The sequence below is a fragment of the Halorubrum sp. 2020YC2 genome, assembly GCF_018623055.1.
In the GTDB taxonomy this organism is placed as follows: Archaea; Halobacteriota; Halobacteria; order Halobacteriales; family Haloferacaceae; genus Halorubrum.
Map to the genome: position 1 here is coordinate 2,832,250 of NZ_CP076019.1, position 26,116 is coordinate 2,858,365.

Sequence of the window (26,116 nt, forward strand, 5' to 3'; positions counted from 1 at the left end):
CCGACCTCGTCGTGTGGTGTGTATGGGCATCATGAGCAAGATCCTCGGCGGGGGTGGGAGCCGCTCCGTCGACGACTACGTCGAACTCGACACGGACGACTTCGCGGACGCGCACGCGGAGACGGGCACGCAGGTACACTTCGCGGAGATAGCCGATCAGGGCGACGTCATCCCGATCAAAGACGCGGTGTACGACGGCGACTTCGTCATCGCGGACATCACCCGCCACTCCACCTCGGACCGGACGATAGAACACGTCTACGACGAACTCCGCCAGGTGGTCCAGGAGGTCGACGGCGACATCGTCCAGAAGGGCGACGACCAGATAATAGTCACCCCGGCGGGCGTCAAGGTGTCGCGACAGAAGCTGTAAGCGCCGCGTTCCGGCGGCCTCGTCCCGCCCCTCGGCCCGCCGTCCCGCTTTTCCGCCCCGAATTCGGTCCCACCGGTCGAACCGTGTCATATATGCCGTTCTCTCGCCCACGTAGAGTCGAATGGACGAGCCGGTCCTGCTGACTGGCGCCGGCGGACGGGTGGGACAGGCCATCCTCCGCGGCATCGGGGACGACTACGAGTGGCGGCTCCTCGACCGCGAGCCGCTCCCCGCCGCGAAGGTGCCCGACGGGGTCACCGACGCCGACCGGTACGTCGCGGACATCACCGACGAGCGCGCCGTCCGCGAGGCGGTCGAAGACGTCGGAGCGGTGATCCACCTCGCCGGCGACCCGCGGAAGACGGCGCCGTGGGACTCCGTCCTCCGGAACAACATCGACGGGACGCAGGTCGTGATGCGCGCGGCCGCCGAGGCCGGCGTCGAGCGGTTCGCGTTCGCCTCCTCGAACCACGCCGTCGGCGGCTACGAGACCGAGGAACGCACGCCGGACCTCTACCGGACCGACGACGAGTACCGGCTCGACGGCAGCGAACTCCCCCGCCCCGGCAACCTCTACGGCGTCTCGAAGGCGGCCGGCGAGTCGCTCGGACGCTTCTATCACGACGAGTTCGACATGCGCGTCGTCTGCGTCCGGATCGGGAACCTCACCAAGGACCACCCGCCCCGCGAGTACGAGCGCGGGCAGGCCATGTGGCTCTCCCACCGCGACTGCGCGCACCTGTTCGACCGCTGTCTCCGCGCCGACTACGGCTACGAGGTCGTGTACGGCATCTCGAACAACGACCGCCGCTACTACTCGATCGAGCGCGCCCGCGAGGCGCTCGGCTACGACCCGGCCGACAACTCCGCCGACTACACCTTCGAGGGCGAACCCAAGCCGGACCGCGACACCGACGCGGACGAGGACCCCTACGCCGCCGACTCGTCCGCGTCGGACGCCGCTCGGCCCGAAGACGAGTCTCCCGCCGAACCCAACTTCCCCGCCGACCCCGACGCGCCGAGCGACGACGCCTGACCGGACCGACGGATCTTCCCTCCCGACTCCGCTAAAACAGGCCGTCGACGTCGCGCCGCTTCCGCTCCTCTCGCTCCACGTGATCGCCCAGCCGCGCGGCCACCTGCGGCCGCGCGTCCGGCGTCCGGAGGTACGCGAACAGGAGTTCCGCGAACTCCGTCCGACCCGTTCCGCGCTCCTCGCGGGCGAGGTCGGTCGCGGTCGCGAACACCGTCGGGTCGCCCGGTTCGTCCGCTCCCGCGAGCGCCGTCGCCGCGAGTCCGGCCGCCGCGAGCGACAGCCCGTCGAAGCCCGACGTCCCGTCGTCGACGCGAACCCGCGGCGCGGCCGCCGAACCCGCGTCCTCTGGAGCCGCAGCGAGCCGCTCCGCCCACTCCCGGACGGGACCCAGCGCGACCCCGCGCGGATCGGAGACGCTCGCCAGCGCCACGACGGCGTCGTCCGCGCGCTCCGCCGCCCCGGACCGGTCGCCGTCGCCCGCCCGGTGCGTCGCCGCCGCGGTCGCGGCCAGTCCCCGAAGCAGCCGCTCGGCGTCGTCGCTCTCGTCGTCGTCCGGCGGTCGCCGTTTCCCTTCCCAGACGTCGCGGGCCGCGAGGAAGCGCTCCTCGTCGAACAGCGCGGCGCCGGCGGCGATTGCGGCCGACGCGGACGGCGCGTCGCGCGCGTCTCGGCTCGGACCGGAGTCGCGGTCGGTCACGCCTCGCGGTCGGCGGCGACGACTGATAAATGACAGTTCCGCGACCGGGGAGGCCGGAGCGTCAGCGGGGACAGGGCGGGGAGCCGCCCGCGGCGGACGGGTCAGGCCTCACGGGCGGCGCCGCCGTCGTCCGGGGGCGGAGCGTTCGGTCGACCGCGTTCGGGTGTCGCCGGTGAAGCGCCGCGCCGGCGACCGCGCCGCAGAGGGCAGCCAGCGCGACCGCGGCCGCGGTCGGGAACGAGAGGGCCGCGACGGTCGCCACCGGCAGCGCCGCGAAGGCGACCGCGACGCCGAGCGACGGGAGCGCCGCCGACCGGTGGCGGCTCGCGTGTAGATCGGGGCGAACGGTGCGTCTGGAGGGGGGTCGGTCTGGTCTCATATCGGATGTGGATCGCGGCGCGAGTCGCTCGCGCCGTGTCGGAGTCGGTTCGACCGACGGAGGCCGCGCGGCGCGGCCTCCGAGCGGTGAGCGGGGCCGGAGCGTGTCCGGCGGAGGCGTCGCTCGTCTCGGTGAGCGAGCCGCCCGTCTCCGCGTCGGGGTCACGCGGCGACGGCGCCGAGGAGAGCGGCGACCGGCCCGCGGGCCCGTTTCCGGGCGCTCCGGCGGGGGGCGAACGTCGGAGTGGGGTCGCGGACGGTCATGGGTCCGACCCGGCGGTGGGGGACCGGCCGGGCGTATGTCCACCGAGCGACGCAACCGAATTAACAGTTGCTCGCGTGTGCGACTCAATAGCGCGGTTCGACCGCCGCGGCGACCCGATCGACCGCCGCGACCACCAGTACACTAACGAGTGGGGAGCGCGTACCGACGGTAGACGTGTCTAGTAGCCTCCTGCCGGTGATCGCGGCGATACTCGTGTCGGGGCTGGCGGTACAGCTACTCGCTCACCGGCTGCGGGTGCCGAGCGTCATCTTCTACCTCGCGATCGGGGTGGTGTTGGGTCCGGAGGTGTTGGGACTCGTCACGCTGGAGACGTTCGGTGACGGGCTGGAGATCATCGTCGGCCTGAGCGTCGCGATCATCGTCTTCGAGGGCGCGTTCGCGCTCCGGGTCGACCGGATCCGGCGCGCGTCGACGGTGTCGCTCCGGCTGGTGACCGTCAGCGCGGTCGTGATGTTCCTCGGCACCACGGCGGCGGTCCGCGCCTTCACCGACGGCACGTGGGAGGTCGCGCTGCTGATCGGGGCGCTGCTGGTGGCCACCGGGCCGACCGTCATCACGCCGATCCTCAACGTGGTCCGGGTGCGAGACCACGTCGCGACCGCGTTAGAGACCGAGGGGATCGTCAACGACGTGACCGCCGCGATCGTCGCGGTCGTGATCTTCGAGACGCTGCTGCTCGACGACCTCGGCGTCCCCGCGACGGTGCTGTCCTTCCTCCAGCGGTTCGGCGTCGGGATCGCCGCGGGGCTGCTCGCCACCGTCGCCATCTACGCGCTGCTGGAGAGCGACCTCGTCCCCGAACGCGACGTACAGGCGTCGCAGTTCCTCGTGTTGTCGGCCGCGATCGGATCCTTCGCGGCCGCCGAAGCCGTCGCCGCGGAGGCGGGCATCGCGGCGGCGGCGACGAGCGGGATCCTCCTCGGCAACCTCGGGCTGGACAACCGCGAGGAGATAGAGAGCTTCGCAGAGAACACCACCACGATCGTCCTCTCGTTCGTGTTCATCTCGCTCGCCGCGCTGATCGACGTCGAGGCGATCGCCGCGCTCGGCGTCGGCGTGATCGCGATCGTCGCGGTCATCATGCTCGTCCTCCGACCGCTGGGCGCGTTCATCGCGACCCTCGGCGTCGAGCGGTTCACCCGGCCCGAGCGGCTATTCATCGCGAGCGTCGGGCCGCGGGGGATCATCCCGGCGAGCGTGGCGACGCTGTTCGCCATCGAGTTGGAGCTCGCGGGCAGCGTCGCGGCCGGCGAACTGCTCGTCGGCACGGTGTTCGCGGTCATCTTCGCGACGGTCCTCGTCGAGGCGGGGTTCGCGCGACAGATCGGAGAGTTCCTCGGAGTGTCACCAATGCGCACGATAATCATCGGCGGGGGTCGGGTCGGCCAGGCGCTCGCCACGCGACTGGAGAACAGGGGCGAGTACGTCGTTATCGTCGAGACGGACCCGGAAGTCGTCGAGCGGGCGCGCTCGGAGGGGTTCACGGTCTACGAGGGAGACGGGAGCGACACGGAGGCGCTCCGCGGCGTCAACATCGGGGATGCCAAGCGGCTCATCGCCACGACGAGCGACGACGACATCAACCTCCTCGCGTGTCAGCTCGCGATCACTAAGTTCGACGTCGAATCGGTGTACTCCCGGGTGAACGACCCGAACAACGTCGACGCCTTCGACAGCATCGGCGTCACCGGAATCGACGCCTCGACGGCGACCGCAGTCGCCATCGACGACGAGATCGAGCGGCCCGCGCTCACCCACTGGATGAATGAACTCGGTGACAACCACGACGTTCAGGAGGTGGAGGTGACCTCCGAGAAACTCGCGGGGAAGACCATCCGCGACCTCAACGCTCAGATCCCCGACGGCACCTTCGTCGCCGTCGTCAGCCGCGACGGCGAGAACCACGTGCCCTCGGCGGATACCGTCCTCGAAATCGGAGACCACGTCACGTTCATCGGCAACACCGACGCGGTCCGCCGGGCGATGGACCGGTTCCATCCGCACGATTAAGACGGAGAGCGGGTGGTTCGGGCCGTTCGTGAGCGAGGGTATGAGAGGTCGGATCGTTGGTCGGACATTTATAAATGGACGATGCTGATTCGGTGACTCCGGCTCAATCTCCGACACCTCGCTTATAAATAGCGAGCCGAGAAACGGCGATGACGGCCGCCTAACCTCCAGCCGGACACTTATAAATAGTTGACCACGAATCGGCGGCGAACACCGCCAAAGCCCCAGCCACTCAGTTATAAACAACCGACTACGGATCGGCGGCGAACACCGCCAAAGCCCCAGCCGGGAGGGCGCCGTACGCTCGCTGCGCTCCTCGGTCGCTCACTCCGTTCGCTCCCTCCGGTGCTTGCGTCGCCTACGGCGCCCTCGCGGCTGCCCCTTTGAGTCCCGCCCCGCACAGCCCCGCAGTCTCACGCCTCCCCAGCCTCGTCAGTCGCCTCCGCTTCGCTCCGGCGACTGACTCCCTCGCGCGTGCGACTCGCGCCCTCCGGGCGCTCGTCGGCACGCGCCACCGCTCTTCAAAACCACAACTGACTGAGCGTGTCGCGCTGGACCGAAACACGACTCGCGGTGCTTACCGTCTGGTGTGTCCGAAAACGTCCTGACGGAGTCCTGCGCGAGCGAAGCGAGCGCAGGGCACGTCAGGACGTGAACGCAGCGGCTGTCGAACGAAGTGAGACAGCCGCAAAGTGAACGTCCTGACGGAGATTTGAACTCGGAAAGACGGTCGGCCTCGCTTCGCTCGGCCGCTGCGACTTTTCTGCTCAAATCTCCGCGGAGTTTCTTTCAACACGTACTGCTCGCTACGCTCGCAGTATTGTGCTGAAAGAAACGTCCTGACGGAGATTTGAACTCCGGTCCCTGGCTCCGCAAGCCAAGAGGATAGTCCACTACCCTACCAGGACTCATCTCTACGTATCGCGGTGGAACTTAAGACGGTTACGGTCCGGCGGCCGCGTGCCTGCGGTCCCCACGCTCCCCGGGTCGGGATGAACACCTTTTGTATCGACGGGACCCATGATCCGCTATGAGGCGCCTTCGAGCCGCGACCGCGACCCGAGCCGGTCGCTCTCCCGACCGGCCGGACTCCGGCGCGAACCCCGGACAACGGCAACGCTTATCCGCGAACTCGTCGACCACGGAGGTACGCGTATGGGAGCCATAGAGGAGGTGTACGAGGACCTCGACACGGACGTCGAGTTCGAGGAGTTCGAGGCCGCCGTTGAGGACAAAGTCGAGCAGATGGGCGGACTGGCGGACGAGGAGACCGCCGCGATGCTCATCGCGCACGAGCTACGCGACGAGGAGGCCGACACCATCGCGGACATCGAGCCGGGGATGAACGAGGTGAAGTTCCTGGGGAAGGTGACCGCCATCGGCGAGGTTCGGACCTTCGAGCGCGACGACGACGAGGCCGAGGAGGGCCGGGTGTGTAACGTCGATGTCGCGGACGCCTCCGGCTCCGTCCGGGTCGCGCTGTGGGACGACATGGCCGCGGCGGCCGAGGAGGAGCTCGAAGTCGGGCAGGTCCTCCGCGTCATGGGCCGCCCCAAGGAGGGGTACAGCGGCCTCGAAGTGAGCGCCGATAAGGTCGAACCCGACGAGGACGCCGAGGTCGACGTCCAGGTGCTCGACACCTACCGGGTCGAGGATCTCACGCTCGGCGCGTCCGACGTGGACCTCGTCGGACAGGTGCTCGACACGGACTCGATCCGGACGTTCGACCGCGACGACGGCAGCGAGGGCCGCGTGGCCAATCTCACCGTGGGCGACGAGACCGGCCGCGTGCGCGTCACGCTGTGGGACGGCAAGGCCGACCTCGCCGGGGAGTTCGAGGCCGGCGAGGTCGTCGAGGTCGGGGACGGCTACGTCCGCGAGCGCGACGGCGACCTGGAGCTGCACGTCGGCGACCGCGGCACCGTCGAGCGCGTCGACGAGGACGTGGAGTACGTCCCGGAGACGACCGATGTCGACGACCTCGAGATCGGGCAGACGGTCGATATCGCCGGCGGCGTCATCGAGACCGACCCGAAGCGGACGTTCGACCGCGACGACGGCAGCGAGGGGCAGGTGCGCAACGTTCGGATCAGAGACGAGACGGGCGAGATCCGCGTCGCGCTGTGGGGCGACAAGGCCGACCGCGAGATAGAGCTGGCCGACCGCGTCGTCTTCACCGACGTCGAGATTCAGGACGGCTGGCAGGACGACCTGGAGGCGTCCGCGAACTGGCGCTCGACCGTTTCCGTCCTCGACGGGGGAAGCGACGCGGCGGCCGGGGCCGCGAGCGGAGCGTCGGGATCCGCCGCCGGGAGAGACGGTAGCGACGGGGGCGACCGCGGCGCGGACGAGACCGGGCTCGGCGCCTTCGCCGAGGACGGACAGAAGGCGGCCGCCGAGGCGGTCGCGGGCGAGTCCGGCGGGGACGACGAGAGCGGCGCGAGCGGCGGCGCCGCCGCCGCGACGACGGAACGGTCGGCCGAGGACGTCGAGTTCACCGGGACGGTGGTCCAGACGGGCGACCCGGTCGTGCTCGACGACGGCCAGCAGACGAAGTCCGTCGACACCGACGCGAGCCTCCGGCTCGGGGAGGAGATCACGGTCCGAGGGCCGGAGCGCGACGGCACCATCGACGCGGACGACGTCTTCTGACGCGGGCGACAGCTTCTGTCCCCGACGGTCTCCGTCCGGATCCGGCGGCGATGCGGGTAACGGAAAGCGTTATACGATACACGGACGCGTCTGTGTGTATGAGTGTCGAGTTGCCGTTCGCGCCGGTCGACGGCATAATCCGGCGGAACGCGGGGGAACTCCGCGTCAGCGCGGACGCCGCCGAGGAGTTGGCCCGCCGGATCCAATCGCACGGCGCCGAACTGGCCGTCGACGCGGCCGAGCGGGCGACCGCGGACGGCCGGAAAACCCTGATGGCGGCGGACTTCGGCGTCGAGCAGGTCGTCAGCCGGGAGGGCCTCACGCTCCCGGTCGCGCCGATCGACCGGATCGCTCGGCTCCGGATCGACGACCGATACCGGGTCGGCGTCGACGCGCGGGTCGCGCTGGCCGACATCCTAGAGGACTACGCCGACAACGTTGCGAGCGCGGCCGCGACGCTGGCGCGCCACGCGGACCGGCGAACGGTACAGGCCGAGGACATCGAGACGTACTTCGCGCTATTCGAGTAGATGCGGTTCGGCTACAGCGAGCGGTGTCTCGAACACGACACCGGCGAGCGACACCCGGAGAATCCGGACCGGCTGCGCGCGATCCGCCGCGGGCTCACGAAGCGCCACGGCGTCGAGTACGTCGAAGCGGACCCGGCCGAGAAGGCCGCGGTCGCGGCGGTCCACGACGCTGACTACGTCGACGAACTGGAGTCGTTCGTGGCCGACGGCGGCGGGAGCTGGGACCCCGACACCGTCGCCAGCGAGGGGACGTGGGACGCCGCGCTCACCTCGGCCGGACTCGCCCAGTGGGCGGCCCGCGAGGCGCTCGACGGGCTGACCGGCCGGCAGACGCCGTTCGCGATCGGCCGACCCCCGGGCCACCACGCGGTCACCGACGACGCGATGGGGTTCTGCTTTTTCAACAACGCCGCGGTCGCGGCCCAGACCGTCCTCGACGAGGACCTCGCGGACCGCGTCGCGATCTTCGACTGGGACGTCCACCACGGGAACGGCACGCAGGACATCTTCTACGACCGCGGCGACGTCTTCTACGCGTCGATCCACGAGGACGGCCTGTACCCGGACACGGGCGCCCTCGACGAGACCGGCGAGGGAGACGGCGAGGGGACCACCGCGAACCTCCCCTTGGCGGCCGGCGCCGGCGACGCCGACTACCTGTACGCGGTCGATGAAGGGATTGCGCCCGCGGTCGACCGGTTCGACCCCGACCTGCTGATAGTCTCCGCGGGCTTCGACGCGCACCGCCACGACCCGATCTCTCGGATGCGCGTCTCCTCTGAGGGGTACGCGCTGTTGACCGACCGGATCCGGACGCTCGCGGACGACGTCGGCGCCGCCGACGCGTACGTCCTCGAAGGCGGCTACGGCCTCGACACGCTCGCCGAGGGGGTCTCCATGGTCCACGAGACGTACGACGGGCGGACGCCCGTCGACGCCGACGAGGACCCGGACGCGAAGACCGAGACGCTCGTCGACGACCTGCTGGCGGAACTGGACCTTTGACATCCTCCCCGCGCTGAAGCGCGAGGATTCCCACGGCACCGCACCGTTGGGTTGGGATATTGTGGTTTACGACGTGACCCGTTCTTGAGGTGCGAACGCACCAGTTTCTTTGTCAAACAAGAACGTCGATGGCTGTGCCAACCAGCCGTTACTCCTATTCACCGAGAGAGTCGGTGAACTCGGAGATACTTTCTGCCGAATGTTCTCAGCCCCATTCACATCCGCGTTCGCCACTGTACCGCACTCATCGCAGACATACAGTCCACGTTCAACACGGTTCGCGTCACGCTTCCGGCCACAGCACGAACACGACTTCGAGGTATCCCGCTCAGACACTTGTTCAACCGTGATATCTTTCATCTCGGCTTTGTATTCGAGGAGGTCGGTGAACCGGTCGAACGCCCACGAGTGTAGGTCAAGATTGCCGTGTTTACCCCAGTCTTTCGACTCGCCGTTCTCCGCATCCTCACGGATACCGGAGAGATTGCCCACCACGATCGTTCCAATTTCCTCGTCAACACACCGCTGGACGATATGCTTCGAGAGGGTGTGCAAGTAGTGGGTGCGGCGGGCCGACTTCTTCTGATTCAGCCGAGTGGTCTGCTCGGAGTCCGAATCGTCACACCGAGCGATTCGCTTGCTGAAGTAGTAGTCGTCCTGTTTCAAGCAGTTCAGCGGGTACAACTCGCTGTGACCGTCTTCATAGGCGAGCGCGGCGAAGTTGTTGATCCCGAGATCAACACCCACAGTCTTCTCACCGGGGGTTTCAGCCACGTCGATTTCGACCTTACAGACGAAGTGTAGTTCCCATTCGTCTCCTGTCCAGACAATCTTGACTTGTTGGACGTCCTCTACGGTGGAGAGGTCAACGTCCGGGCGAGTTTGGTACTTACACAGGACGAAATCCGACCAGTACTCTTTCAGGTTCGAGCCTTTGGAGAGTCGAACTCGGTCGTACTGCGTGTCGAGTTTGAAGCCTTTCTGCTTGAATGTGACTGTGGAACGCGGATGCTCGTCGCCGTGTTTGCGGTAGCCGGGCGGGTTCGCTTTCGTATCCCCGTTTTGTCGTTTACCGTACCAGCTGTTGAACGCTTCAGCGAGTTCTTGAAGGACTCGCTGACTTGACTGAGAATGTAGGTCATCGTAGCGTTCGTGGGTTTTGAGGTACGCGGTGAGTTCGGTATGGTTGGGAATGTGGTCGATTTCGTCCCAGATCCGACTACACGTCCACCGTCCGATGTTCCAGAGTTTCGAGGCGGCGAACCCGAGCGAATCAAGGTCATCTTGTACCCGCGACTGGTTCCGTATGGAAGCAGCGTAGGTGCGGGTAACGACCTGTTTCGCCATACGTAACCTATGTAGATAATATTACTTGAATGTGTGTATTGGAGCAGCGTGGAATATCCAGCCGTGCCACCGAACAGTGGACCGTGAAGGGTAGTGTCGGATTCATCTCCGCGCTAAAGCGCGAGGCTTTCTCCTCGATTCTCGGTAAGTTGCGGCGTTGCGGCTGGCTGTCGCTCCTTGTTGCGGTAGCGAAAGACGCCCGGAGCGGGATTTGAACCGAAATCAGACGTGCTCGCTCCCGTCGGTCGCTGCGCGCGACTGATAGGGTTCAAATCCCTTCGTCTGGGTTCGTCGACGCCGGACTCGCTCGTCGCTGGCGCTCCTCACTCGTAGTCGGCGTCGACAGGAACGTCCGGAGCGGGATTTGAACCTCGGTCGTTCCGCTCGTTTCACTCGCTTCACTCCCTGGTTCAAATCCCTCGACGCTTCGCTGCCGCAGCACTCACTCGTCGCTGTCGCTCCTCGTTCGTTGTTGCGGCAGCGAAAGACGCCCGGAGCGGGATTTGAACCCGGAGGACTTCGCTCACTGCGTTCGCTCGTCCTCAGATTCAAATCCCTTCAGTCTGGGTTCGTCGACGCCGGACTCGCTCGTCGCTACCGCTCCTCGCTCGTAGTCGGCGTCGACAGGAACGCCCGGAGCGGGATTTGAACCCGCGTCACGACCGTGACAGGGTCGTATGATGGGCCACTACACCATCCGGGCAAACAGCGACAGCGCCCCGAAAGAGGGGACGCCCGGAGCGGGATTTGAACCCGCGTCACGACCGTGACAGGGTCGTATGATGGGCCACTACACCATCCGGGCTTGTCGCATCAGTCCGTACCCCTGTCTGGCAAATAAGGCTTGTCATCCCCGACGAGGATGCGGGTCGGTGACAGGAAATTTCGGACCCCGAGCGGCGACGGCGACTCACGACGCTGGCCTCGTCCGGTATCCTTTTGTGGGAACCTCGCGTGTGTGAGAGTGTCGAACGCCCCGGACTCGTGAGCCGCGCGCGGCGGCGCTTGGTAAGTCTTATGCCGCTGGCGCATGTATCTACCTGTAGTATCTCGTGATAGCTTCTCCCCACCACCAGCACCCATGGTAGACGTAAGCCAACACGAACTCGTCCCGGACCACGTGCTCCTCGACGACCCCGAGGAGGTCGAGTCGGTCCTGGCGGAGTACGACGTGAAGAAGACTGACTTACCGAAGATCAAACGCACGGATCCCGCGCTCCCCGACGAGGCCGAAGTCGGTGACGTGGTGAAGATCGTTCGAAACTCCCGCACGACCGACGAGGCGGTCGTGTACCGACTGGTCGTCTCATGAACAGGCAAGACCGACGCGTGGTTTCACGCGAATACTTCTCCGACGAACGGCTCGCAGAACACCACTTCCGCTCGTTCAACAACTTCCTGGACCGCGGCATGCAGGAGGTCGTCGACGAGAAGGAGACGATCGAGACGGACATCGGCGACAAGGAGGGCCAAGAGCCGGTGTACGTCGAACTCGGTGACGTGCGGATGGTCACCCCGCGCGTCCGCGAGGCCGACGGCTCCGAGGAACTGCTGTACCCGCAGGAGGCGCGGCTCCGCAACATCACCTACTCGGCGCCCGTGTTCATGGAGATGTCCATCGTGCGCGGCGGCGAGGACGAGCCGGAGCAGGTCGTCGACACGACCGAGACCAAGGTCGGCCGGATGCCGATCATGGTCGGCTCGAACAAGTGTAACATGGCGGGCTTCTCCGACGAGGAGCTCATCGACATCGGCGAGGACCCCGTCGACCCCGGCGGCTACTTCATCGTCAACGGCTCCGAGCGCGTGCTGATGACCTCGGAGGACCTGGCGCCGAACAAGATCCTCGCGGAGTACGACTCGAAGTACGGCGACGAGATTCAGGTCGCGAAGACGTTCTCCCAGCGCCGCGGGTACCGCGCGCTGGTGCTTTGCGAGCGCAACCGCGAGGGGCTGCTCGAGGTGTCGTTCCCCTCCGTGTCGGGTTCGATCGACTTCGTGACGCTGGTCCGCGCGCTCGGGCTGGAGTCGGACGAGGAGATCGTCCACCGCGTCTCGGACGACCCCGAGATAGTGAAGTTCATGCTGGAGAACTTAGAGGAGGCGGACGTCCAGACGACCGAGGGGGCCATCGAGACCCTCGGCGAGCGCGTCGCCTCCGGGCAGGGGAAGAACTACCAGCTCAAGCGGGCGAACTACGTCATCGACCGCTACCTCCTGCCGCACCTCCACGAGGAGGGCGTCGACGAGGAGGACGTGCGGATCAACAAGGCGTACTACCTCTGCCGGATGGCCGAGGCGTGCTTCGAGCTCGCCTTGGACCGCCGGGAGGCCGACGACAAGGACCACTACGCGAACAAGCGCCTGAAGGTCTCCGGCGACCTGATGCGCGACCTGTTCCGCACCGCCCTCAACAAGCTGGCGCGCGACGTGAAGTACCAGCTCGAACGGGCCAACATGCGGAACCGGCAGCTCACGGTCAACACGGTCGTCCGCTCGGACGTGCTGACCGAGCGGCTCGAACACCCGATCGCGACGGGCAACTGGGTCGGCGGCCGCTCGGGCGTCTCCCAGCTCGTCGACCGGACGGACTACATGGGCGTGCTCTCGCACCTCCGGCGCCTGCGCTCGCCGCTGTCGCGGTCGCAGCCGCACTTCGAGGCGCGGGACCTCCACGCGACCCAGTGGGGTCGCATCTGTCCCTCCGAGACGCCGGAGGGACCGAACTGCGGGCTGGTGAAGAACTTCGCGCAGGCGATGGAGCTGTCACAGACCGTCGAGGACGAACAGGGGCTGAAACGAGAACTGGCGTCGATGGGTGTCGAGGGGATCCCCGGCATCGAGGGCGTCGAACGACAGACGGCGGACGACTAACATGGCACAAGCAGAACGCGAAGCGAAGGTGTACGTCAACGGGAGCCTCGTGGGCACCCACGAGAACCCCGACGAGCTCGCAGAACAGATCCGCGAGGCGCGCCGCCGCGGCGACGTGAGCGAGATGGTGAACGTCTCGGTGAAAGACCGGACCCGCGAGGTCATCGTCAACGCCGACGCCGGGCGGGCTCGGCGCCCGCTCATCGTCGTCGAGAACGGCGAGCCGCTGCTGGGCGACGAGGAGATCGAGGCGCTCGAACGCGGCGACGTCGAGTTCGAGGACCTCGTCGAGCGCGGCTACGTCGAGTTCATCGACGCCGAGGAGGAAGAGGACATCCTCGTCGCCGTCGACGAGGAGGACGTGAGCGATGACCACACGCACCTCGAGATCGACCCGCAGCTCGTGTTCGGTATCGGCGCGGGGATGATCCCGTACCCCGAGCACAACGCGAGCCCCCGGATTACGATGGGCGCGGGGATGATGAAACAGTCGCTCGGACTCCCCTCGGCCAACTACCGGATCCGGCCGGACACGCGTCAGCACCTGCTACACTACCCGCAGCTGGCGATGGTGAAGACGCAGACGTCCGACCAGATCAGCTTCGACAAGCGGCCGGCGGCGCAGAACTTCGTCGTCGCCGTGATGTCCTACGAGGGGTTCAACATCGAGGACGCGCTGGTGATGAACCAGGGCTCCGTCGACCGCGCGCTCACCCGCTCGCACTTCTTCCGAACCTACGAGGGCGAGGAGCGCCGCTACCCCGGCGGCCAGGAGGACCGCTTCGAGATCCCCGACCAAGACGTCCGCGGTGCCCGCGGCGAGGACGCGTACACCCACCTCGACGAGGACGGCCTCGTCAACCCCGAGACGAAGGTGGACGAGTCCTCGGTGCTGCTCGGCAAGACCAGCCCGCCGCGCTTCCTCGAGGAGCCGGACGACATGGGCGGGCTCTCCCCGCAGAAGCGGCGCGAGACCTCGGTCACGATGCGCTCGGGCGAGTCGGGCGTCGTCGACACGGTGACGCTGATGGAGGGTGAGGACGGCTCCAAGCTCTCGAAGGTGAAGGTGCGCGACCAGCGCGTCCCCGAGCTGGGAGACAAGTTCGCGTCCCGCCACGGCCAGAAGGGCGTCGTGGGCCACCTCGCGCCACAGGAGGACATGCCGTTCACCGAGGAGGGGGTCGTCCCCGACCTCGTGATGAACCCGCACGCGCTGCCGTCGCGGATGACGGTCGGCCACGTGCTGGAGATGCTCGGCGGGAAGGTCGGTTCCCTGCGCGGCTCCCGGGTCGACGGGACGCCGTTCCAGGGCGAAGACGAGGAGGAGCTCCGCGACGGGTTAGAGGACCACGGGTTCAAGTCCTCCGGCAAGGAGGTCATGTACTCCGGCGTCACCGGCGAGAAGATCGACGCCGAGATCTTCGTCGGGACGATCTTCTACCACAAGCTGTACCACATGGTGTCGAACAAGCTCCACGCTCGCTCGCGCGGGCCGGTCCAGGTGCTCACGCGCCAGCCGACCGAGGGGCGCGCCCGCGAGGGCGGGCTACGCGTCGGGGAGATGGAGCGCGACACGATCATCGGCCACGGCGCGTCGATGGTGCTCAACGAGCGGCTGTTGGAGTCCTCGGACGCCGAGACGGTCCACGTCTCCGCGGAGACCGGGCTGGTCGCCGTCGAGGACCGCGAGCAGCGCCGCGTGTACGACCCGGTCACGGGCGACGAGGACGACATCCACGAGCTGGAGGTCAGCTACGCGTTCAAGCTGCTGCTCGACGAGATGATCGCTCTCGGCATCCGACCGAAACTCGAACTGGAGGACGCGATTTAGATGTCAATGCAAACACCGAAAGTGCTCGGCGGGATCGACTTCGGACTCATGGACCCGGAGACGTACCGGGACATGTCCGCGACGAAGGTGATCACGGCCGACACGTACGACGACGACGGCTATCCGATCGACATGGGGCTGATGGACCCGCGGCTGGGCGTCATCGACCCCGGACTTGAGTGCCGGACCTGCGGCTCGCACTCCGGCTCCTGTAACGGCCACTTCGGCCACATCGAGCTGGCGGCGCCCGTCATCCACGTGGGCTTCACGAAGCTCATCCGGCGGCTGCTCCGCTCGACGTGCCGCGAGTGCGGCCGGCTCGCCTTGGACGACGCGCAGCGCGACGAGTTCCGCGACCGCTACGAGCGGGCGAAGGAGCTGGGCGACGACGAGCACGACGTGTTGAAAGCCGCCGTCCGGCAGGCCCGCAAGGCGTCCACCTGCCCGTTCTGCGGCGAGCCGCAGGCGGACATCAAACACGAGAAGCCGACCACCTACTACGAGGTCCAGGACGTGCTCTCGGGCGACTACTCCGAGCGCATCGCGGCCGCGATGCAGCCCGACGAGGAGGAGGACGACCCGGGCACCTCGCCGCAGGAGCTCGCGGAGAAGACGGACATCGCCGTAGACCGGATCAACGAGATCATGGCCGGCGAGTTCCGCCCGCGCAAGGAGGACCGCCGCGCCATCGAGACGGCGCTCGACGTCGACCTCACCGAGGAGGACATGAACAAGCTGATGCCCTCGGACATCCGCGACTGGTTCGAGAACATCCCGGACGAGGACCTCGAGGTGCTCGGCATCGACTCCGAGCACTCCCGTCCGGAGTGGATGATCCTGACGGTGCTGCCGGTCCCGCCGGTCACCACCCGACCCTCCATCACGCTCGACAACGGCCAGCGCTCTGAGGACGACCTCACGCACAAGCTGGTCGACATCATCCGGATCAACCAGCGGTTCATGGAGAACCGCGAGGCGGGCGCCCCGCAGCTTATCATCGAGGACCTCTGGGAGCTGCTCCAGTACCACGTCACCACGTTCGTCGACAACGAGATCAGCGGGACGCCGCCGGCGCGACACCGCTCCGGCCGCCCCCTCAAGACCCTCAGCCAGCGGCTGAAGGGCAAGGAGGGCCGCTTCCGCGGCTCGCTGTCGGGGAAGCGCGTCAACTTCTCCGCCCGGACCGTCATCTCGCCGGACCCGACCCTCTCGCTGAACGAGGTCGGCGTCCCGGACCGCGTCGCCAGGGAGATGACCCAGACGCTCAACGTCACCGAACGCAACGTCGAGGAGGCGCGTCAGTACGTCCGGAACGGGCCGGAGGCCCACCCCGGCGCGAACTACGTGCGCCGCCCCGACGGTCGCCGGCTGAAGGTGACCGAGAAGAACTGCGAGGAGCTGGCCGAGAAGGTCGAGGCCGACTGGGAGGTCAACCGCCACCTCGTCGACGGCGACATCGTGATCTTCAACCGGCAGCCCTCGCTGCACCGGATGTCCATCATGGCCCACGAGGTCGTGGTGATGCCGTACAAGACGTTCCGGCTCAACACCGTCGTCTGTCCGCCGTACAACGCCGACTTCGACGGCGACGAGATGAACATGCACGCGCTACAGAACGAGGAGGCCCGCGCCGAGGCCCGCGTTCTCATGCGCGTGCAAGAGCAGATCCTCTCGCCCCGCTTCGGCGGGAACATCATCGGCGCGATTCAGGACCACATCTCCGGGACCTACCTGCTCACCCACTCGAACCCCGAGTTCACCGAGACGCAGGCGCTCGACCTCCTGCGCGCGACGCGCGTGGACGAGCTGCCCGAGGCCGACGGCGTCGACGACGACGGCCGCGAGTTCTGGACCGGTCGGACCCTGTTCTCCGAGCTGCTCCCGGACGACCTCGACCTCTCCTTTACCTCCTCTGCCGGCGACAGCGTCGTCATCGAGCACGGCCAGCTGATCGAGGGGACCATCGACGAGGACGCGGTCGGCGCGTTCGGCGGCGAGGTCGTTGACACGCTCACGAAGGAGTACGGCGAGACGCGCTCGCGCGTGTTCATCAACGAGATCGCGTCGCTGGCCATGCGCGCGATCATGAACTTCGGGTTCTCGATCGGGATCGACGACGAGTCGATCCCGCCGGAGGCCGAAGAGCAGGTCGACGAGGCGATCGAGAGCGCCTACGACCGCGTTCAGGAGCTCATCGCGACGTACGAGGCCGGCGAGCTGGAGTCGCTGCCGGGTCGCGGCGTCGACGAGACGCTGGAGATGAAGATCATGCAGACGCTCGGGAAGGCCCGCGACTCGGCCGGGGAGATCGCCGACCAGCACTTCGGCGACGACAACCCGGCGGTCGTGATGGCCCGCTCGGGCGCGCGTGGCTCGATGCTGAACCTGACACAGATGGCCGGCTCGGTCGGCCAGCAGGCGGTCCGCGGCGAGCGGATCAACCGCGGCTACGAGGACCGGACGCTCTCGCACTACCGACCGAACGACCTCTCCTCGGAGGCGCACGGCTTCGTGGAGAACTCCTACCGCGGCGGGCTCACGCCCGAGGAGTTCTTCTTCCACGCGATGGGCGGCCGCGAGGGGCTGGTCGACACGGCGGTCCGGACCTCCAAGTCCGGCTACCTCCAGCGCCGGCTCATCAACGCGCTCTCGGAGCTGGAAGCGCAGTACGACGGCACGGTCCGGGACACCTCGGGCCGCATCGTCCAGTTCGAGTTCGGCGAGGACGGCACCTCGCCGGTGAAGGTCTCCTCCGGCGAGGAGGACGGCATCGACGTCGACGGTATCGTCGACCGCGTCGTCGACGCCGAGTTCGCCTCCGACGAGGAGAAAGAGCGGTTCCTCGGCGAGCGCGAGCCGCCGACGAACCTCTCGGAGCACGCCGGGCCGGGCCTGAACAAGGCCGCGGAACTGGAGGTGGAGTCGGATGACTGAGTACGACCACGTCACCGAGGACATGGAGGCGGTCGTGGAGGCGACGGAGCTCCCCCGCCGGCTCAAGACGAAGGTGTATGAGGCGATAGACCGCAAGGCCGACGAGGCCGGTGCGGTCTCCATCGAGCAGGCGACCGACATCGTCGACGGCGTCGTGAACCGCTACGAGAAGACGCGAGTCGACCCACTCGATCCGGTCGGGACGGTCTCGGCGCAGTCGATCGGCGAGCCCGGGACGCAGATGACGATGAACACGTTCCACTACGCCGGCGTCGCAGAAATCGACGTCACGCAGGGGCTCCCCCGGCTCATCGAGCTGGTGGACGCCCGGAAGACGCCGGACACGCCGATGATGACTGTCCACCTCGACGGGGAGTACGCGACCGACCGCGAGAAGGCCCACGAGGTCGTCTGGTCGATCGAGGCGACGCGCATCCTTGCGCTCGGAGACGTGTCCACGAACGTCGCGGACATGCTGGTCCGGATCGACTTGAACGACGACACGCTGTTGGAGCGGTGGCCGACCCACTCCGACCCCACGGAGGTCGCTGAGATCATCGCCGAGACGATCGAGGATTCGCTGGGCGTCGACGCCCGGCAGGCCGGTACCGTGATCGAGTTCGGTCCCAACGAGCCGAGCTACCGCGAGCTGCTCCAGCTCGTCGAGCGGCTCCGGGAGATCGTGTTCAAGGGGATAGAAGAGATCGAGCGCGTCGTCATCCGCAAAGAGGAGATCGACGGCGACGAGGAGTTCGTCCTCTACACCGAGGGGTCGGCCTTTGGCGACACCCTCGCGATCGAGGGCGTCGACGCCTCGCGGACGACGTGTAACAACATCCACGAGATCTACCGCAACCTCGGCGTCGAGGCGGCCCGCGAGACGATCATCGACGAGACGAAGAACACGCTCGAAGAGCAGGGCCTCGACGACGTGAACGTCCGCCACCTCATGCTCGTCGCCGACATCATGACGAACAACGGCGAGATCGAGTCCATCGGCCGGCACGGCATCTCCGGCAACAAGGACTCGGTGCTCGCGCGCGCGGCGTTCGAGGTGACGGTCAACCACCTGCTCGACGCCGCGATCCACGGCGAGTACGACGAGCTGGACGGCGTCATCGAGAACGTCATCGCCGGCAAGCCCATCTCGATGGGGACCGGCGACGTCGACCTCCGGATGGGGTCGCGCGTCGTGAGCGACGACTGATGCGCGTCGAGCTCTCCGACGAGGCGCGGCGCTACATCGGTCGGTTCGACGAGCTGACCGGGGTCACGCCGACCGACTGCCTCGTGGAGAGCGACCGGCTCGTGTTCGTCGTCCCGGCCGGCGAGATGGCGGCCGCGATCGGGCAGGGCGGCGAGACGGTCGCGGAGGCCGAACGCAGGCTCGCGAAGTCGATCGAACTGGTCGAGGACGCCGACACCGCCGAGGCGTTCGTCGCGAGCGCGCTCGCGCCCGCGGCCGTCAACGCCGTCACCATCTCGGAGCAGAACGACCGGGTGGCGTACGTCGAGGTGCCCGAGGCGGACCGCGGCGTCGCCATCGGCGCGGACGGCGCGAACATCGAGACCGCGCGCCGGCTCGCGGAGCGGCACTACGACGTCGACGACGTTCAGCTGACCTGACGAGGCGGGCGTCGCTTCGACCCGGCCGCGTGAACCGCGGAAACGACGACGTTTCGCGGCGGCTTATCGGCTCAGCGCCTTTTTGCGGTCGTCGTTTCATCACCGAAACGCCCTCAGATCTCCCAAGCGGTACCTCTCGACGGATCTGAGGGCGTTTCACGGCGGAGAAAGACGACGCTTAAGTAGCTCCGTTCGGAAGTAGACGTACGATGGCGAACGGCAAGTACGCGGCCCGTAAGCTCAAAAAGGACCGGCAGAAGCGCCGCTGGTCCGACTCCGAGTACGCTCGGCGCGAGCGCGGGCTCAAAAAGAAGTCCGACCCCCTGGAGGGTGCCCCGCAGGCGCGCGGCATCGTCCTCGAAAAGGTCGGCATCGAGGCAAAGCAGCCGAACTCGGCGATCCGAAAGTGCGTTCGGGTTCAGCTTATCAAAAACGGGAAGCAGGTCACCGCGTTCTGTCCCGGCGACGGCGCGATCTCGTTCATCGACGAGCACGACGAGGTCACGATCGCCGGGATCGGCGGCGCGAAGGGTCGCGCGATGGGCGACCTCTCCGGCGTCAACTACAAGGTCGAGAAGGTCAACGGCGTGTCGATGATCGAACTGGTTCGCGGTAACGCGGAGAAGCCGGTCAGATGAGCGGCGAGGAGACCGAGGCGCCGTCCGAGGAGGACGTCGCCGCCGAAGAGCCGGATCCGGACGCGCCCGCGTCCAGCGAGGCCGCCAACGAGAACGCCAAGCTGTTCGACGTCTGGGACGTCACCGAGATCGCCTACGAGGACCCCTCGACGAAGCGCTACATGACCGTGACGCCCATCGCGCACACGATGGGTCGCCACGCGTCTAAGCAGTTCAAGAAGTCCGAAATCTCGCTGGTCGAGCGCCTCATCAACCGTCTGATGCAGACGGACGAGAACACGGGCAAGAAACAGCAGGCGACGCGGATCGTTCGCGACGCCTTCGACATCGTCCACGAGCGGACCGAAGAGAACCCGGCCCAGATCCTCGTGACGGCCGTCGAGAACGCCGCGCCCCGAGAGGAGACGGTCCGCCTGAAGTACGGCGGCATCTCCGTCCCGAAGGCGGTCGATGTCGCGCCCCAGCGCCGCGTCGATCAGGCGCTGCTTTTCATCTCCGACGCCGTCGCCAGCGCGACGTACAAGTCGACGACCTCGGCCGCCGAGGCGCTCGCGAACGAGCTCACCACGGCCGCGGACTACGACGCCGAGCGCTCGTACTCCATCTCGCAGAAGGAGGAGCGCGAGCGCGTCGCCGCCGCGGCCCGTTAACGCCGGTTCCGACGCCGGACCGACCGGACGCGTTTTCGCGGTTTTCCGTTTTGACTCCACCCGCGCAGCGGTGGCGCTGTTTGGCGTTGAGGTGTGTGGATCGGCTTGGAGGACCCTCGATCGATACCGGGAGTATGTGTATCAATGCGATTGATCGGTAGTTTATAACTGATTGAGTGGTGTCGCCGTCGGCTGTTTATACGTGATCAACGACGCGGTGAGGATCTCCAAAGCCCCAGCCGCGACGACTCGCGCGGCTTGCTGCGCTCCTCAGTCGCTCGTTCCACTCGCTCCCTGCGGTGCTTACTGCGCCGGGCTTCGTCTTCGCGGCTGCCCCTTTGAGTCCCACCCGACCACAGCCGCACAGCACCTCACGCCTCCCCAGCCTCGTCGCTCGCTTCGCTCGCGACTCCCTCGCACCGGCGGTTCGCGCCCTTCGGGCGCTCACCGGGGCGCGCCACCGCCTCATTCATTTATAAGCGATTGTCGGCGTCGCTCATGGCTGTTTAAATACTGTACCGTTGCGACCGGTCTGTAACACCCACTCCCGCTCTCGTTCACACCGGAATCGACGACACTCCACCGATCCACACAACCGCCGCTGAAAGAGCGGACACGTCGAAAAATTCGGGAAGCGAATCGCTGAGTCTCGCGGAACAGCGCGCTCAGTCGTCGGCCGGCGCCGCGCCGGAGCCGTCGTCGGCGTGCTGCTGTTTGACCCACGAGAGCTTGCCGCCGGCCGCGAGGATGTCGCGCTCGCGCTCGGAGGCGTCGAGGTCGGCGGTGAACTCCCACTCGCCGTTGACGCTCACGGTGAACTCCTCCTGCCCGGAGCGGACGCCCGCGGGCACGTCGTCGACGATCTCGAGGTCGTCGCCCTGGTCGATCTCCTCGTACGTCTCCTCGTCGATCGCCAGCGGGACGATCCCGAAGTTGAAGAGGTTCGCCTTGTGGATGCGGGCGAAGCTCTGGGCGAACACGGCCTCGATGCCGAGGTACATCGGACAGAGCGCGGCGTGCTCGCGCGAGGAGCCCTGCCCGTAGTTCTCCCCGGCCACGAGGACGCCGCCGTCGGCGGCGAGCGCGCGCTCGGCGAACGTGTCGTCGACGCGCGAGAGCGTGAACTCGGAGAGCTTCTCGATGTTCGAGCGGAACTTCAGGATGTCCGCCGTCGCCGGGATGATATGGTCGGTGGTGATGTTGTCCTCCATCTTGAGGAGGGCCTCACCGCCGTCCACGTCGATGTCGTCTTTGAGCGGCACGTCACCGATGTTCGGGCCCTTGACGAGGCCGTCGTCGATCGCCTCGTCGGGCGAGATGATGTCGGAGTCGTCCTCACCCATGCCGGGACCGTACTTCGTCCCCATCTCGAAGCCGGGCTCCTCGAGGTCGCCGAGGTCGTCCGCGAGGTCGCGCGGGTCGACAATCTCGCCGGTGATGGCCGCCGCGGTGGCGACCTCGGGCGAGCAGAGGAAGACGGAGTCGTCCTCGATGCCCGAGCGGCCCTCGAAGTTGCGGTTGAAGGTGCGCAGCGAGACGGAGTCGGAGGCGGGCACGTGGCCGATACCGATGCACGCGCCGCAGGTCGCCTCGGAGAAGTTGACGCCGGCCGCCATCATCTCCGCGGTCCAGCCCTCGCGGGCCAGCATCTCGGAGGCCTGCTTGGAGCCGGGCGCGACGATCATCTCGGTGCCCTTCGACACCTCGCGGCCCTCCAGCATCTTCGCGCTGGGGAGGATGTCCTCGTAGGCGCCGTTGGTACAGGAGCCGATGATTACCTGCTCGACGTCGGTGCCCTCGTACTCGCTGACGGGAGCGACGTTGTCGGGCATCGACGGGGCGGCCACGAGCGGCTCGAGCTCGCCGAGGTCGACCTCGATCGTCTCCGCGTACTCCGCGTCGTCGTCGGGCTGGAGGTCGACGTACTCCTCCTCGCGGTCCTGGCGCGCGAGCCAGTCTTTCGTCTTCTCGTCGGTCGCGAAGATCGAGGAGGTGGCGCCGAGCTCGGTGCCGAGGTTCGTGATCGTGGTGCGCTCGGGGATCGAGAGGTTCTCGGCGCCGGGGCCGGTGTACTCGAAGATCTTCCCGACACCGCCCTTGACGGTCAGCTCGCCGAGGAGGTGGAGCGCGATGTCCTTGGCGGTCGCCCACTCGGGGAGCTCCCCTTCGAGGTGGACGTTGACGACTTCCGGCATCTCGACGTAGTAGGGGCCGCCGCCCATCGCGACGGCGATGTCGAGCCCGCCCGCGCCGATCGCGAGCTGACCGAGCCCGCCGGGGGTCGGCGTGTGCGAGTCGGAGCCGAGCAGCGTCTTGCCGGGCGCCGCGAAGTTCTCCTTGTGGACCTGGTGGCAGATGCCGTTCCCGGGCCGGGAGAAGTACGCGCCGTAGGTGCCCGCCGCGGAGCGGAGGAAGCGGTGGTCGTCGGTGTTCTTGAAGTCGAACTGGTACGTCTGGTGGTCGCAGTACTGCGCGGCCAGCTCCGTCTGGACCTCGTCTAAGTCCAGCGCCTCGAACTGGAGCCACACCATCGTTCCCGTCGTGTCCTGCGTCAGCACCTGGTCGATCTCGATGCCGATCTCCTCGCCGGGCGTCAGCTCGCCCTCGACGAGATGCTCATCGAGGATCTTCTCCGTAATCGTTTGTCCCATATCATCCGCAGATGGCTCTCCCGTGGATATAAAACCCGCGAGTTTCCCGAAACATCGACCGTGTTAGATCCCACAACGCGGCAACTTTCGCGGCAATCTCGCCGTGGTGCCACGAGCCGTGAAATACGTAGTCGTGCCGAGTGTTTTAGGATATTAAGGGCCTGAAACGGCCGTAAACGGACGATTCAGCGTTTACGGCGAGACCGACCGCTTTCCCCGCGACCGGCGCGAGGCGCGGGCGACACCGTTTAGGCTCGCCCGCGGTTCCGGACGGGCATGTTCGACTCGGGAGCCGCGGTCGCGGCGGCGCTGGAGGCGGCCGGCGCCGACCTCGACGACGCGCAGCGACAGCCGAACGGCGTCGACCTCACCGTCGACGCGGTGTTCGCACAGACCGAACCCGGCCGGCTCGGGCGCGACGGGAAGCGCGTGGGCGAGCGGCGGGAGCTGGAGCCGCGGGGCGACTGCTATCGGCTCGAACGCGGGAGCTACGTCGTCCGATACGGCGAGCCGGTGCGGATCCCGGAGGGGCGGATCGGGTTCGTCCTCCCGCGGTCGACGCTGCTGCGGAACGCCTGTACCCTCGACACCGCGGTCTGGGACGCCGGCTACGAGGGCGTCGGGGAGGGACGGCTCGACGTGGGCCACCCGATCGAGATCGAGCCGGGCGCCCGCATCGCCCAGCTGGTGCTCGCCGAGGCCGACCACGACGGGACGTACGAGGGCGAGTATCAGGGCGAGCGGCTCTGAAAGCGGATCTCCGGCTACTCGGTCTCTCCTCGTCCGTCGCTCATCGACGAATGGTCACGTTTCGTGCGCGACGCGGCGACGCGACGCTGCGCGGGCGAGTCGTCCAGTGTATGAGCGAGTCGCTCAGTAGGTAAAGGAACGAACGGCACGCCCGTGCCGGGAAAAGATGGCACGGGCGTGTCGTTCTGTAGGTCCCCGCTGACGCTTCGGCCCTCCAAGCGAAGCGTCACCTGAGATAAACGGTGGTAGACACTTAAGCGTGCCGGGGCCGGCAGCGCCGTCGTATTAGATACCGGAAATCCGTTCACAACAGCTCGATAACAGGATCGAAAACCGCCCGACGCCGACTTGACGGCCATCGGATCCGACTCCCCCTACTGCCGAGCGGGGTGGTCGGCGCGGAGCCGGGACTGCCCCTCGCCGAGGAGCCGTTCGCGAAGCGTCTCGCCCGGGGGTTCGGCGTCCGCCTCGGGGACCAGCCCGCGCTCGCGAAGCTCGGGGACGACGAGGTCGACGAAGTCGACGAGCGAGTCGGGGCGGACGACCTCCTTGACGTTGAACCCGTGGACGCCGACCTCCTCGTGCCAGCGCTGTAGCTCGCCGGCGACGTGTTCCGGCGTGCCGACGATTTTCGGGGAGGTGGTGCCGAGCCCGCAGAACTCCGCGACCTCGCGGACGGTCCACTCGCGGTCGGGCTGGGCCTTCGTGAACGCGTTCATCGTCCCCTGGATCGCGTCCGTCTCGATGTGCTCGACCTTCTGGTCGGGGTCGAGCGCCGAGAGGTCCATGTCGAGGAAGCCGGACAGAAGCGCGAGCGTCGCCTCGACGTCGACGTGCCGCTTGTACTCCTCGTACTTCGCCTCCGCGAGCGCCTGCGTCTCCCCGACGACCGGCACCACCCCGATGAAGAACCTGAGGCTCTCCGGGTCGCGGCCGGCGTCGGCCGCGCGCGACTTCACGTCCTCCATGTACTCGACGACGCCGGCCTCGGTCGGCTGGCTGGCGAAGACTGCCTCGGCGTTGCGCGCGGCGAACGACCGCCCGTAGTCCGAGGAGCCGGCCTGATAGACGACCGGCGTGCGCTGGGGCGACGGCTCGCAGCCGTGCGGGCCGGGCACCGAGAAGTGTTCGCCCTCGTGGTCGATGGCGCGGACCTTCTCCGGGTCGCTGTAGCGGCCGGCCTCCCGGTCGACCTCGACCGCGTCGTCGTCCCACGACTCCTCCCACAGCTTGTAACAGACGTCGAGGAACTCGTCGGCGCGGTCGTACCGGGTCTCCTTGTCCATCCGCTCGTCGAGGCCGAGGTTCGCCGCGGCCGACTCCAGGTAGGAGGTGACCACGTTGATCGCGATCCGACCGTCGGTGAGGTGATCGAGCGTCGAGAACTCCCGGGCGAGCTGGTAGGGGTGGGTGTACGTCGTCGACCGCGTCACCGCGAAGCCGAGGTCGTCGGTGACCTCCGCCATCGCGGGGACGACGAGCTGCGGGTCGTTCGCGGGGGTCTGGACCGCCTTCTCGACTGCCGTCTCCCGGTCGTCGCCGTACACGTCGTAGATGCCGCGCACGTCCGCGAAGAACACGGCGTCGAAGCCGCCCCGCTCGGCGGTGCGCGCGACCTCGGTCCAGTACTCGCGGTCGGCGTAGTCCGCCGACCGGTCGCCGGGGTACCGCCACGACCCGGGCGAGACGTGCTCGACCGAGGACATGGTGAAGAGGTTGAGATGCAGGTGGTCGGACACGCGCTCCCGTACGCGTTCCGGGGTAATACGGACACAGAAAGTGGCGGCACTTGTCGCGGTCGCGGACGGTCGTGGCGACGCGGCGGCGGACCCCGCGGGCGCTCCCGAC

The 26,116-nt window shown here is 67.4% G+C and carries 20 protein-coding genes and 3 tRNA genes; 15 read left to right on the top strand and 8 right to left on the bottom strand.

Translation table 11 applies throughout. The features are described from left to right. Positions 1-22: 22 nt before the first annotated feature. Positions 23-373: a cell division protein SepF gene (gene sepF / locus KI388_RS14105; protein WP_215087212.1), complete on the top strand. Its 351-nt coding sequence runs from the start codon at positions 23-25 to the stop codon at positions 371-373. Between the two features lie 121 nt (positions 374-494). Further along, positions 495-1,409 (top strand): NAD-dependent glucose-6-phosphate dehydrogenase Azf, encoded by a 915-nt coding sequence (gene azf, locus KI388_RS14110; protein WP_215087213.1) that lies wholly within the window; start codon positions 495-497, stop codon positions 1,407-1,409. Positions 1,410-1,440: 31 nt separating this feature from the next. Here azf and KI388_RS14115 read toward each other — a convergent pair whose 3' ends face one another. Continuing rightward, the gene (locus KI388_RS14115) at positions 1,441-2,106 is read right to left on the bottom strand and encodes a DUF309 domain-containing protein (RefSeq protein WP_215087214.1); all 666 of its coding nucleotides are present in this window, start codon (positions 2,104-2,106) and stop codon (positions 1,441-1,443) included. 61 nt (positions 2,107-2,167) lie between these two features. Beyond that, entirely contained in the window at positions 2,168-2,485 is a 318-nt protein-coding gene (locus tag KI388_RS14120) for a hypothetical protein (protein WP_215088811.1), read from the bottom strand. A gap of 459 nt (positions 2,486-2,944) precedes the next feature. Between KI388_RS14120 and KI388_RS14125 the strand changes: the two genes are divergently transcribed. Beyond that, positions 2,945-4,780, top strand: a complete 1,836-nt coding sequence (locus tag KI388_RS14125) for a cation:proton antiporter (protein ID WP_215088799.1) — start codon at positions 2,945-2,947, stop codon at positions 4,778-4,780. Positions 4,781-5,615: 835 nt separating this feature from the next. Here the strand turns inward: KI388_RS14125 and KI388_RS14130 are convergent. Beyond that, positions 5,616-5,688, bottom strand: a tRNA-Arg gene (locus KI388_RS14130). Between the two features lie 247 nt (positions 5,689-5,935). On the opposite strand from KI388_RS14130, the gene KI388_RS14135 reads away from it, so the two are divergent. The 3 genes from KI388_RS14135 to KI388_RS14145 all read left to right on the top strand — a co-directional run bounded on the left by KI388_RS14135 (position 5,936) and on the right by KI388_RS14145 (position 8,967). Continuing rightward, positions 5,936-7,432 carry a single-stranded DNA binding protein gene (locus KI388_RS14135; protein ID WP_215087215.1) on the top strand — a complete coding sequence of 499 codons (1,497 nt, stop codon included), beginning with the start codon at positions 5,936-5,938 and terminating at the stop codon, positions 7,430-7,432. Positions 7,433-7,530: 98 nt separating this feature from the next. After that, positions 7,531-7,962, top strand: coding sequence for a histone (locus tag KI388_RS14140; protein WP_215087216.1), 432 nt, complete (start codon positions 7,531-7,533; stop codon positions 7,960-7,962). Then, positions 7,963-8,967 carry a histone deacetylase gene (locus tag KI388_RS14145; RefSeq protein WP_215087217.1) on the top strand — a complete coding sequence of 335 codons (1,005 nt, stop codon included), beginning with the start codon at positions 7,963-7,965 and terminating at the stop codon, positions 8,965-8,967. It begins immediately after the preceding gene. A gap of 66 nt (positions 8,968-9,033) precedes the next feature. On the opposite strand, the gene KI388_RS14150 is transcribed toward KI388_RS14145, so the two are convergent. The 3 genes from KI388_RS14150 to KI388_RS14160 all read right to left on the bottom strand — a co-directional run bounded on the left by KI388_RS14150 (position 9,034) and on the right by KI388_RS14160 (position 11,119). Beyond that, a complete protein-coding gene (locus KI388_RS14150) occupies positions 9,034-10,314 on the bottom strand; it encodes an RNA-guided endonuclease TnpB family protein (RefSeq protein ID WP_215087218.1) in 1,281 nt (426 codons plus the stop codon). A 630-nt stretch (positions 10,315-10,944) separates the two neighbouring features. Beyond that, a tRNA-Asp gene (locus KI388_RS14155) sits at positions 10,945-11,017 on the bottom strand. A 29-nt stretch (positions 11,018-11,046) separates the two neighbouring features. After that, positions 11,047-11,119, bottom strand: a tRNA-Asp gene (locus KI388_RS14160). Positions 11,120-11,395: 276 nt separating this feature from the next. Here KI388_RS14160 and KI388_RS14165 point away from each other — a divergent pair. The 8 genes from KI388_RS14165 (at position 11,396) to KI388_RS14200 (ending at position 20,867) form a co-directional block, all read left to right on the top strand. Continuing rightward, positions 11,396-11,626, top strand: coding sequence for a DNA-directed RNA polymerase subunit H (locus tag KI388_RS14165; protein ID WP_215087219.1), 231 nt, complete (start codon positions 11,396-11,398; stop codon positions 11,624-11,626). Further along, entirely contained in the window at positions 11,623-13,188 is a 1,566-nt protein-coding gene (locus KI388_RS14170; RefSeq protein ID WP_008444332.1) for a DNA-directed RNA polymerase subunit B'', read from the top strand. Before KI388_RS14165 ends, KI388_RS14170 begins: the two co-directional genes overlap by 4 nt. Before the next feature lies 1 nt (position 13,189). Next, positions 13,190-15,019, top strand: a complete 1,830-nt coding sequence (gene rpoB, locus KI388_RS14175; RefSeq protein WP_006629284.1) for a DNA-directed RNA polymerase subunit B — start codon at positions 13,190-13,192, stop codon at positions 15,017-15,019. Between the two features lie 6 nt (positions 15,020-15,025). Beyond that, positions 15,026-17,953 (top strand): DNA-directed RNA polymerase subunit A', encoded by a 2,928-nt coding sequence (locus KI388_RS14180; RefSeq protein ID WP_215087220.1) that lies wholly within the window; start codon positions 15,026-15,028, stop codon positions 17,951-17,953. Next, positions 17,946-19,160, top strand: a complete 1,215-nt coding sequence (rpoA2, locus tag KI388_RS14185) for a DNA-directed RNA polymerase subunit A'' (protein ID WP_215087221.1) — start codon at positions 17,946-17,948, stop codon at positions 19,158-19,160. The genes KI388_RS14180 and rpoA2 overlap by 8 nt, the downstream gene beginning before the upstream one ends. After that, a complete protein-coding gene (locus KI388_RS14190; RefSeq protein WP_215087222.1) occupies positions 19,160-19,579 on the top strand; it encodes a NusA-like transcription termination signal-binding factor in 420 nt (139 codons plus the stop codon). The genes rpoA2 and KI388_RS14190 overlap by 1 nt, the downstream gene beginning before the upstream one ends. A gap of 209 nt (positions 19,580-19,788) precedes the next feature. Beyond that, positions 19,789-20,217: a 30S ribosomal protein S12 gene (locus KI388_RS14195; protein ID WP_004599087.1), complete on the top strand. Its 429-nt coding sequence runs from the start codon at positions 19,789-19,791 to the stop codon at positions 20,215-20,217. Continuing rightward, positions 20,214-20,867 carry a 30S ribosomal protein S7 gene (locus KI388_RS14200; RefSeq protein WP_215087223.1) on the top strand — a complete coding sequence of 218 codons (654 nt, stop codon included), beginning with the start codon at positions 20,214-20,216 and terminating at the stop codon, positions 20,865-20,867. The genes KI388_RS14195 and KI388_RS14200 overlap by 4 nt, the downstream gene beginning before the upstream one ends. Before the next feature lie 665 nt (positions 20,868-21,532). Here KI388_RS14200 and KI388_RS14205 read toward each other — a convergent pair. Then, the gene (locus KI388_RS14205; protein ID WP_215087224.1) at positions 21,533-23,518 is read right to left on the bottom strand and encodes an aconitate hydratase; all 1,986 of its coding nucleotides are present in this window, start codon (positions 23,516-23,518) and stop codon (positions 21,533-21,535) included. A gap of 276 nt (positions 23,519-23,794) precedes the next feature. On the opposite strand from KI388_RS14205, the gene KI388_RS14210 reads away from it, so the two are divergent. After that, entirely contained in the window at positions 23,795-24,268 is a 474-nt protein-coding gene (locus KI388_RS14210) for a deoxyuridine 5'-triphosphate nucleotidohydrolase (RefSeq protein ID WP_215087225.1), read from the top strand. 374 nt (positions 24,269-24,642) lie between these two features. Here KI388_RS14210 and KI388_RS14215 read toward each other — a convergent pair whose 3' ends face one another. Next, entirely contained in the window at positions 24,643-26,007 is a 1,365-nt protein-coding gene (locus tag KI388_RS14215; RefSeq protein WP_215087226.1) for an LLM class flavin-dependent oxidoreductase, read from the bottom strand. Positions 26,008-26,116: the final 109 nt, after the last annotated feature.

Excerpts from the sequence above, each read along its gene's own strand:
- KI388_RS14195 (WP_004599087.1), top strand. The coding sequence starts at position 19,789 with ATGGCGAACGGCAAGTACGCGGCCCGTAAGCTCAAAAAGGACCGGCAG.
- azf (WP_215087213.1), top strand. The coding sequence starts at position 495 with ATGGACGAGCCGGTCCTGCTGACTGGCGCCGGCGGACGGGTGGGACAG.
- KI388_RS14200 (WP_215087223.1), top strand. The coding sequence starts at position 20,214 with ATGAGCGGCGAGGAGACCGAGGCGCCGTCCGAGGAGGACGTCGCCGCC.
- KI388_RS14150 (WP_215087218.1), bottom strand. The coding sequence starts at position 10,314 with ATGGCGAAACAGGTCGTTACCCGCACCTACGCTGCTTCCATACGGAAC.
- KI388_RS14120 (WP_215088811.1), bottom strand. The coding sequence starts at position 2,485 with ATGAGACCAGACCGACCCCCCTCCAGACGCACCGTTCGCCCCGATCTA.
- KI388_RS14135 (WP_215087215.1), top strand. The coding sequence starts at position 5,936 with ATGGGAGCCATAGAGGAGGTGTACGAGGACCTCGACACGGACGTCGAG.
- KI388_RS14140 (WP_215087216.1), top strand. The coding sequence starts at position 7,531 with ATGAGTGTCGAGTTGCCGTTCGCGCCGGTCGACGGCATAATCCGGCGG.
- sepF (WP_215087212.1), top strand. The coding sequence starts at position 23 with ATGGGCATCATGAGCAAGATCCTCGGCGGGGGTGGGAGCCGCTCCGTC.
- KI388_RS14170 (WP_008444332.1), top strand. The coding sequence starts at position 11,623 with ATGAACAGGCAAGACCGACGCGTGGTTTCACGCGAATACTTCTCCGAC.
- KI388_RS14165 (WP_215087219.1), top strand. The coding sequence starts at position 11,396 with ATGGTAGACGTAAGCCAACACGAACTCGTCCCGGACCACGTGCTCCTC.
- KI388_RS14210 (WP_215087225.1), top strand. The coding sequence starts at position 23,795 with ATGTTCGACTCGGGAGCCGCGGTCGCGGCGGCGCTGGAGGCGGCCGGC.
- KI388_RS14190 (WP_215087222.1), top strand. The coding sequence starts at position 19,160 with ATGCGCGTCGAGCTCTCCGACGAGGCGCGGCGCTACATCGGTCGGTTC.
- KI388_RS14180 (WP_215087220.1), top strand. The coding sequence starts at position 15,026 with ATGCAAACACCGAAAGTGCTCGGCGGGATCGACTTCGGACTCATGGAC.
- KI388_RS14205 (WP_215087224.1), bottom strand. The coding sequence starts at position 23,518 with ATGGGACAAACGATTACGGAGAAGATCCTCGATGAGCATCTCGTCGAG.
- rpoA2 (WP_215087221.1), top strand. The coding sequence starts at position 17,946 with ATGACTGAGTACGACCACGTCACCGAGGACATGGAGGCGGTCGTGGAG.
- KI388_RS14145 (WP_215087217.1), top strand. The coding sequence starts at position 7,963 with ATGCGGTTCGGCTACAGCGAGCGGTGTCTCGAACACGACACCGGCGAG.
- rpoB (WP_006629284.1), top strand. The coding sequence starts at position 13,190 with ATGGCACAAGCAGAACGCGAAGCGAAGGTGTACGTCAACGGGAGCCTC.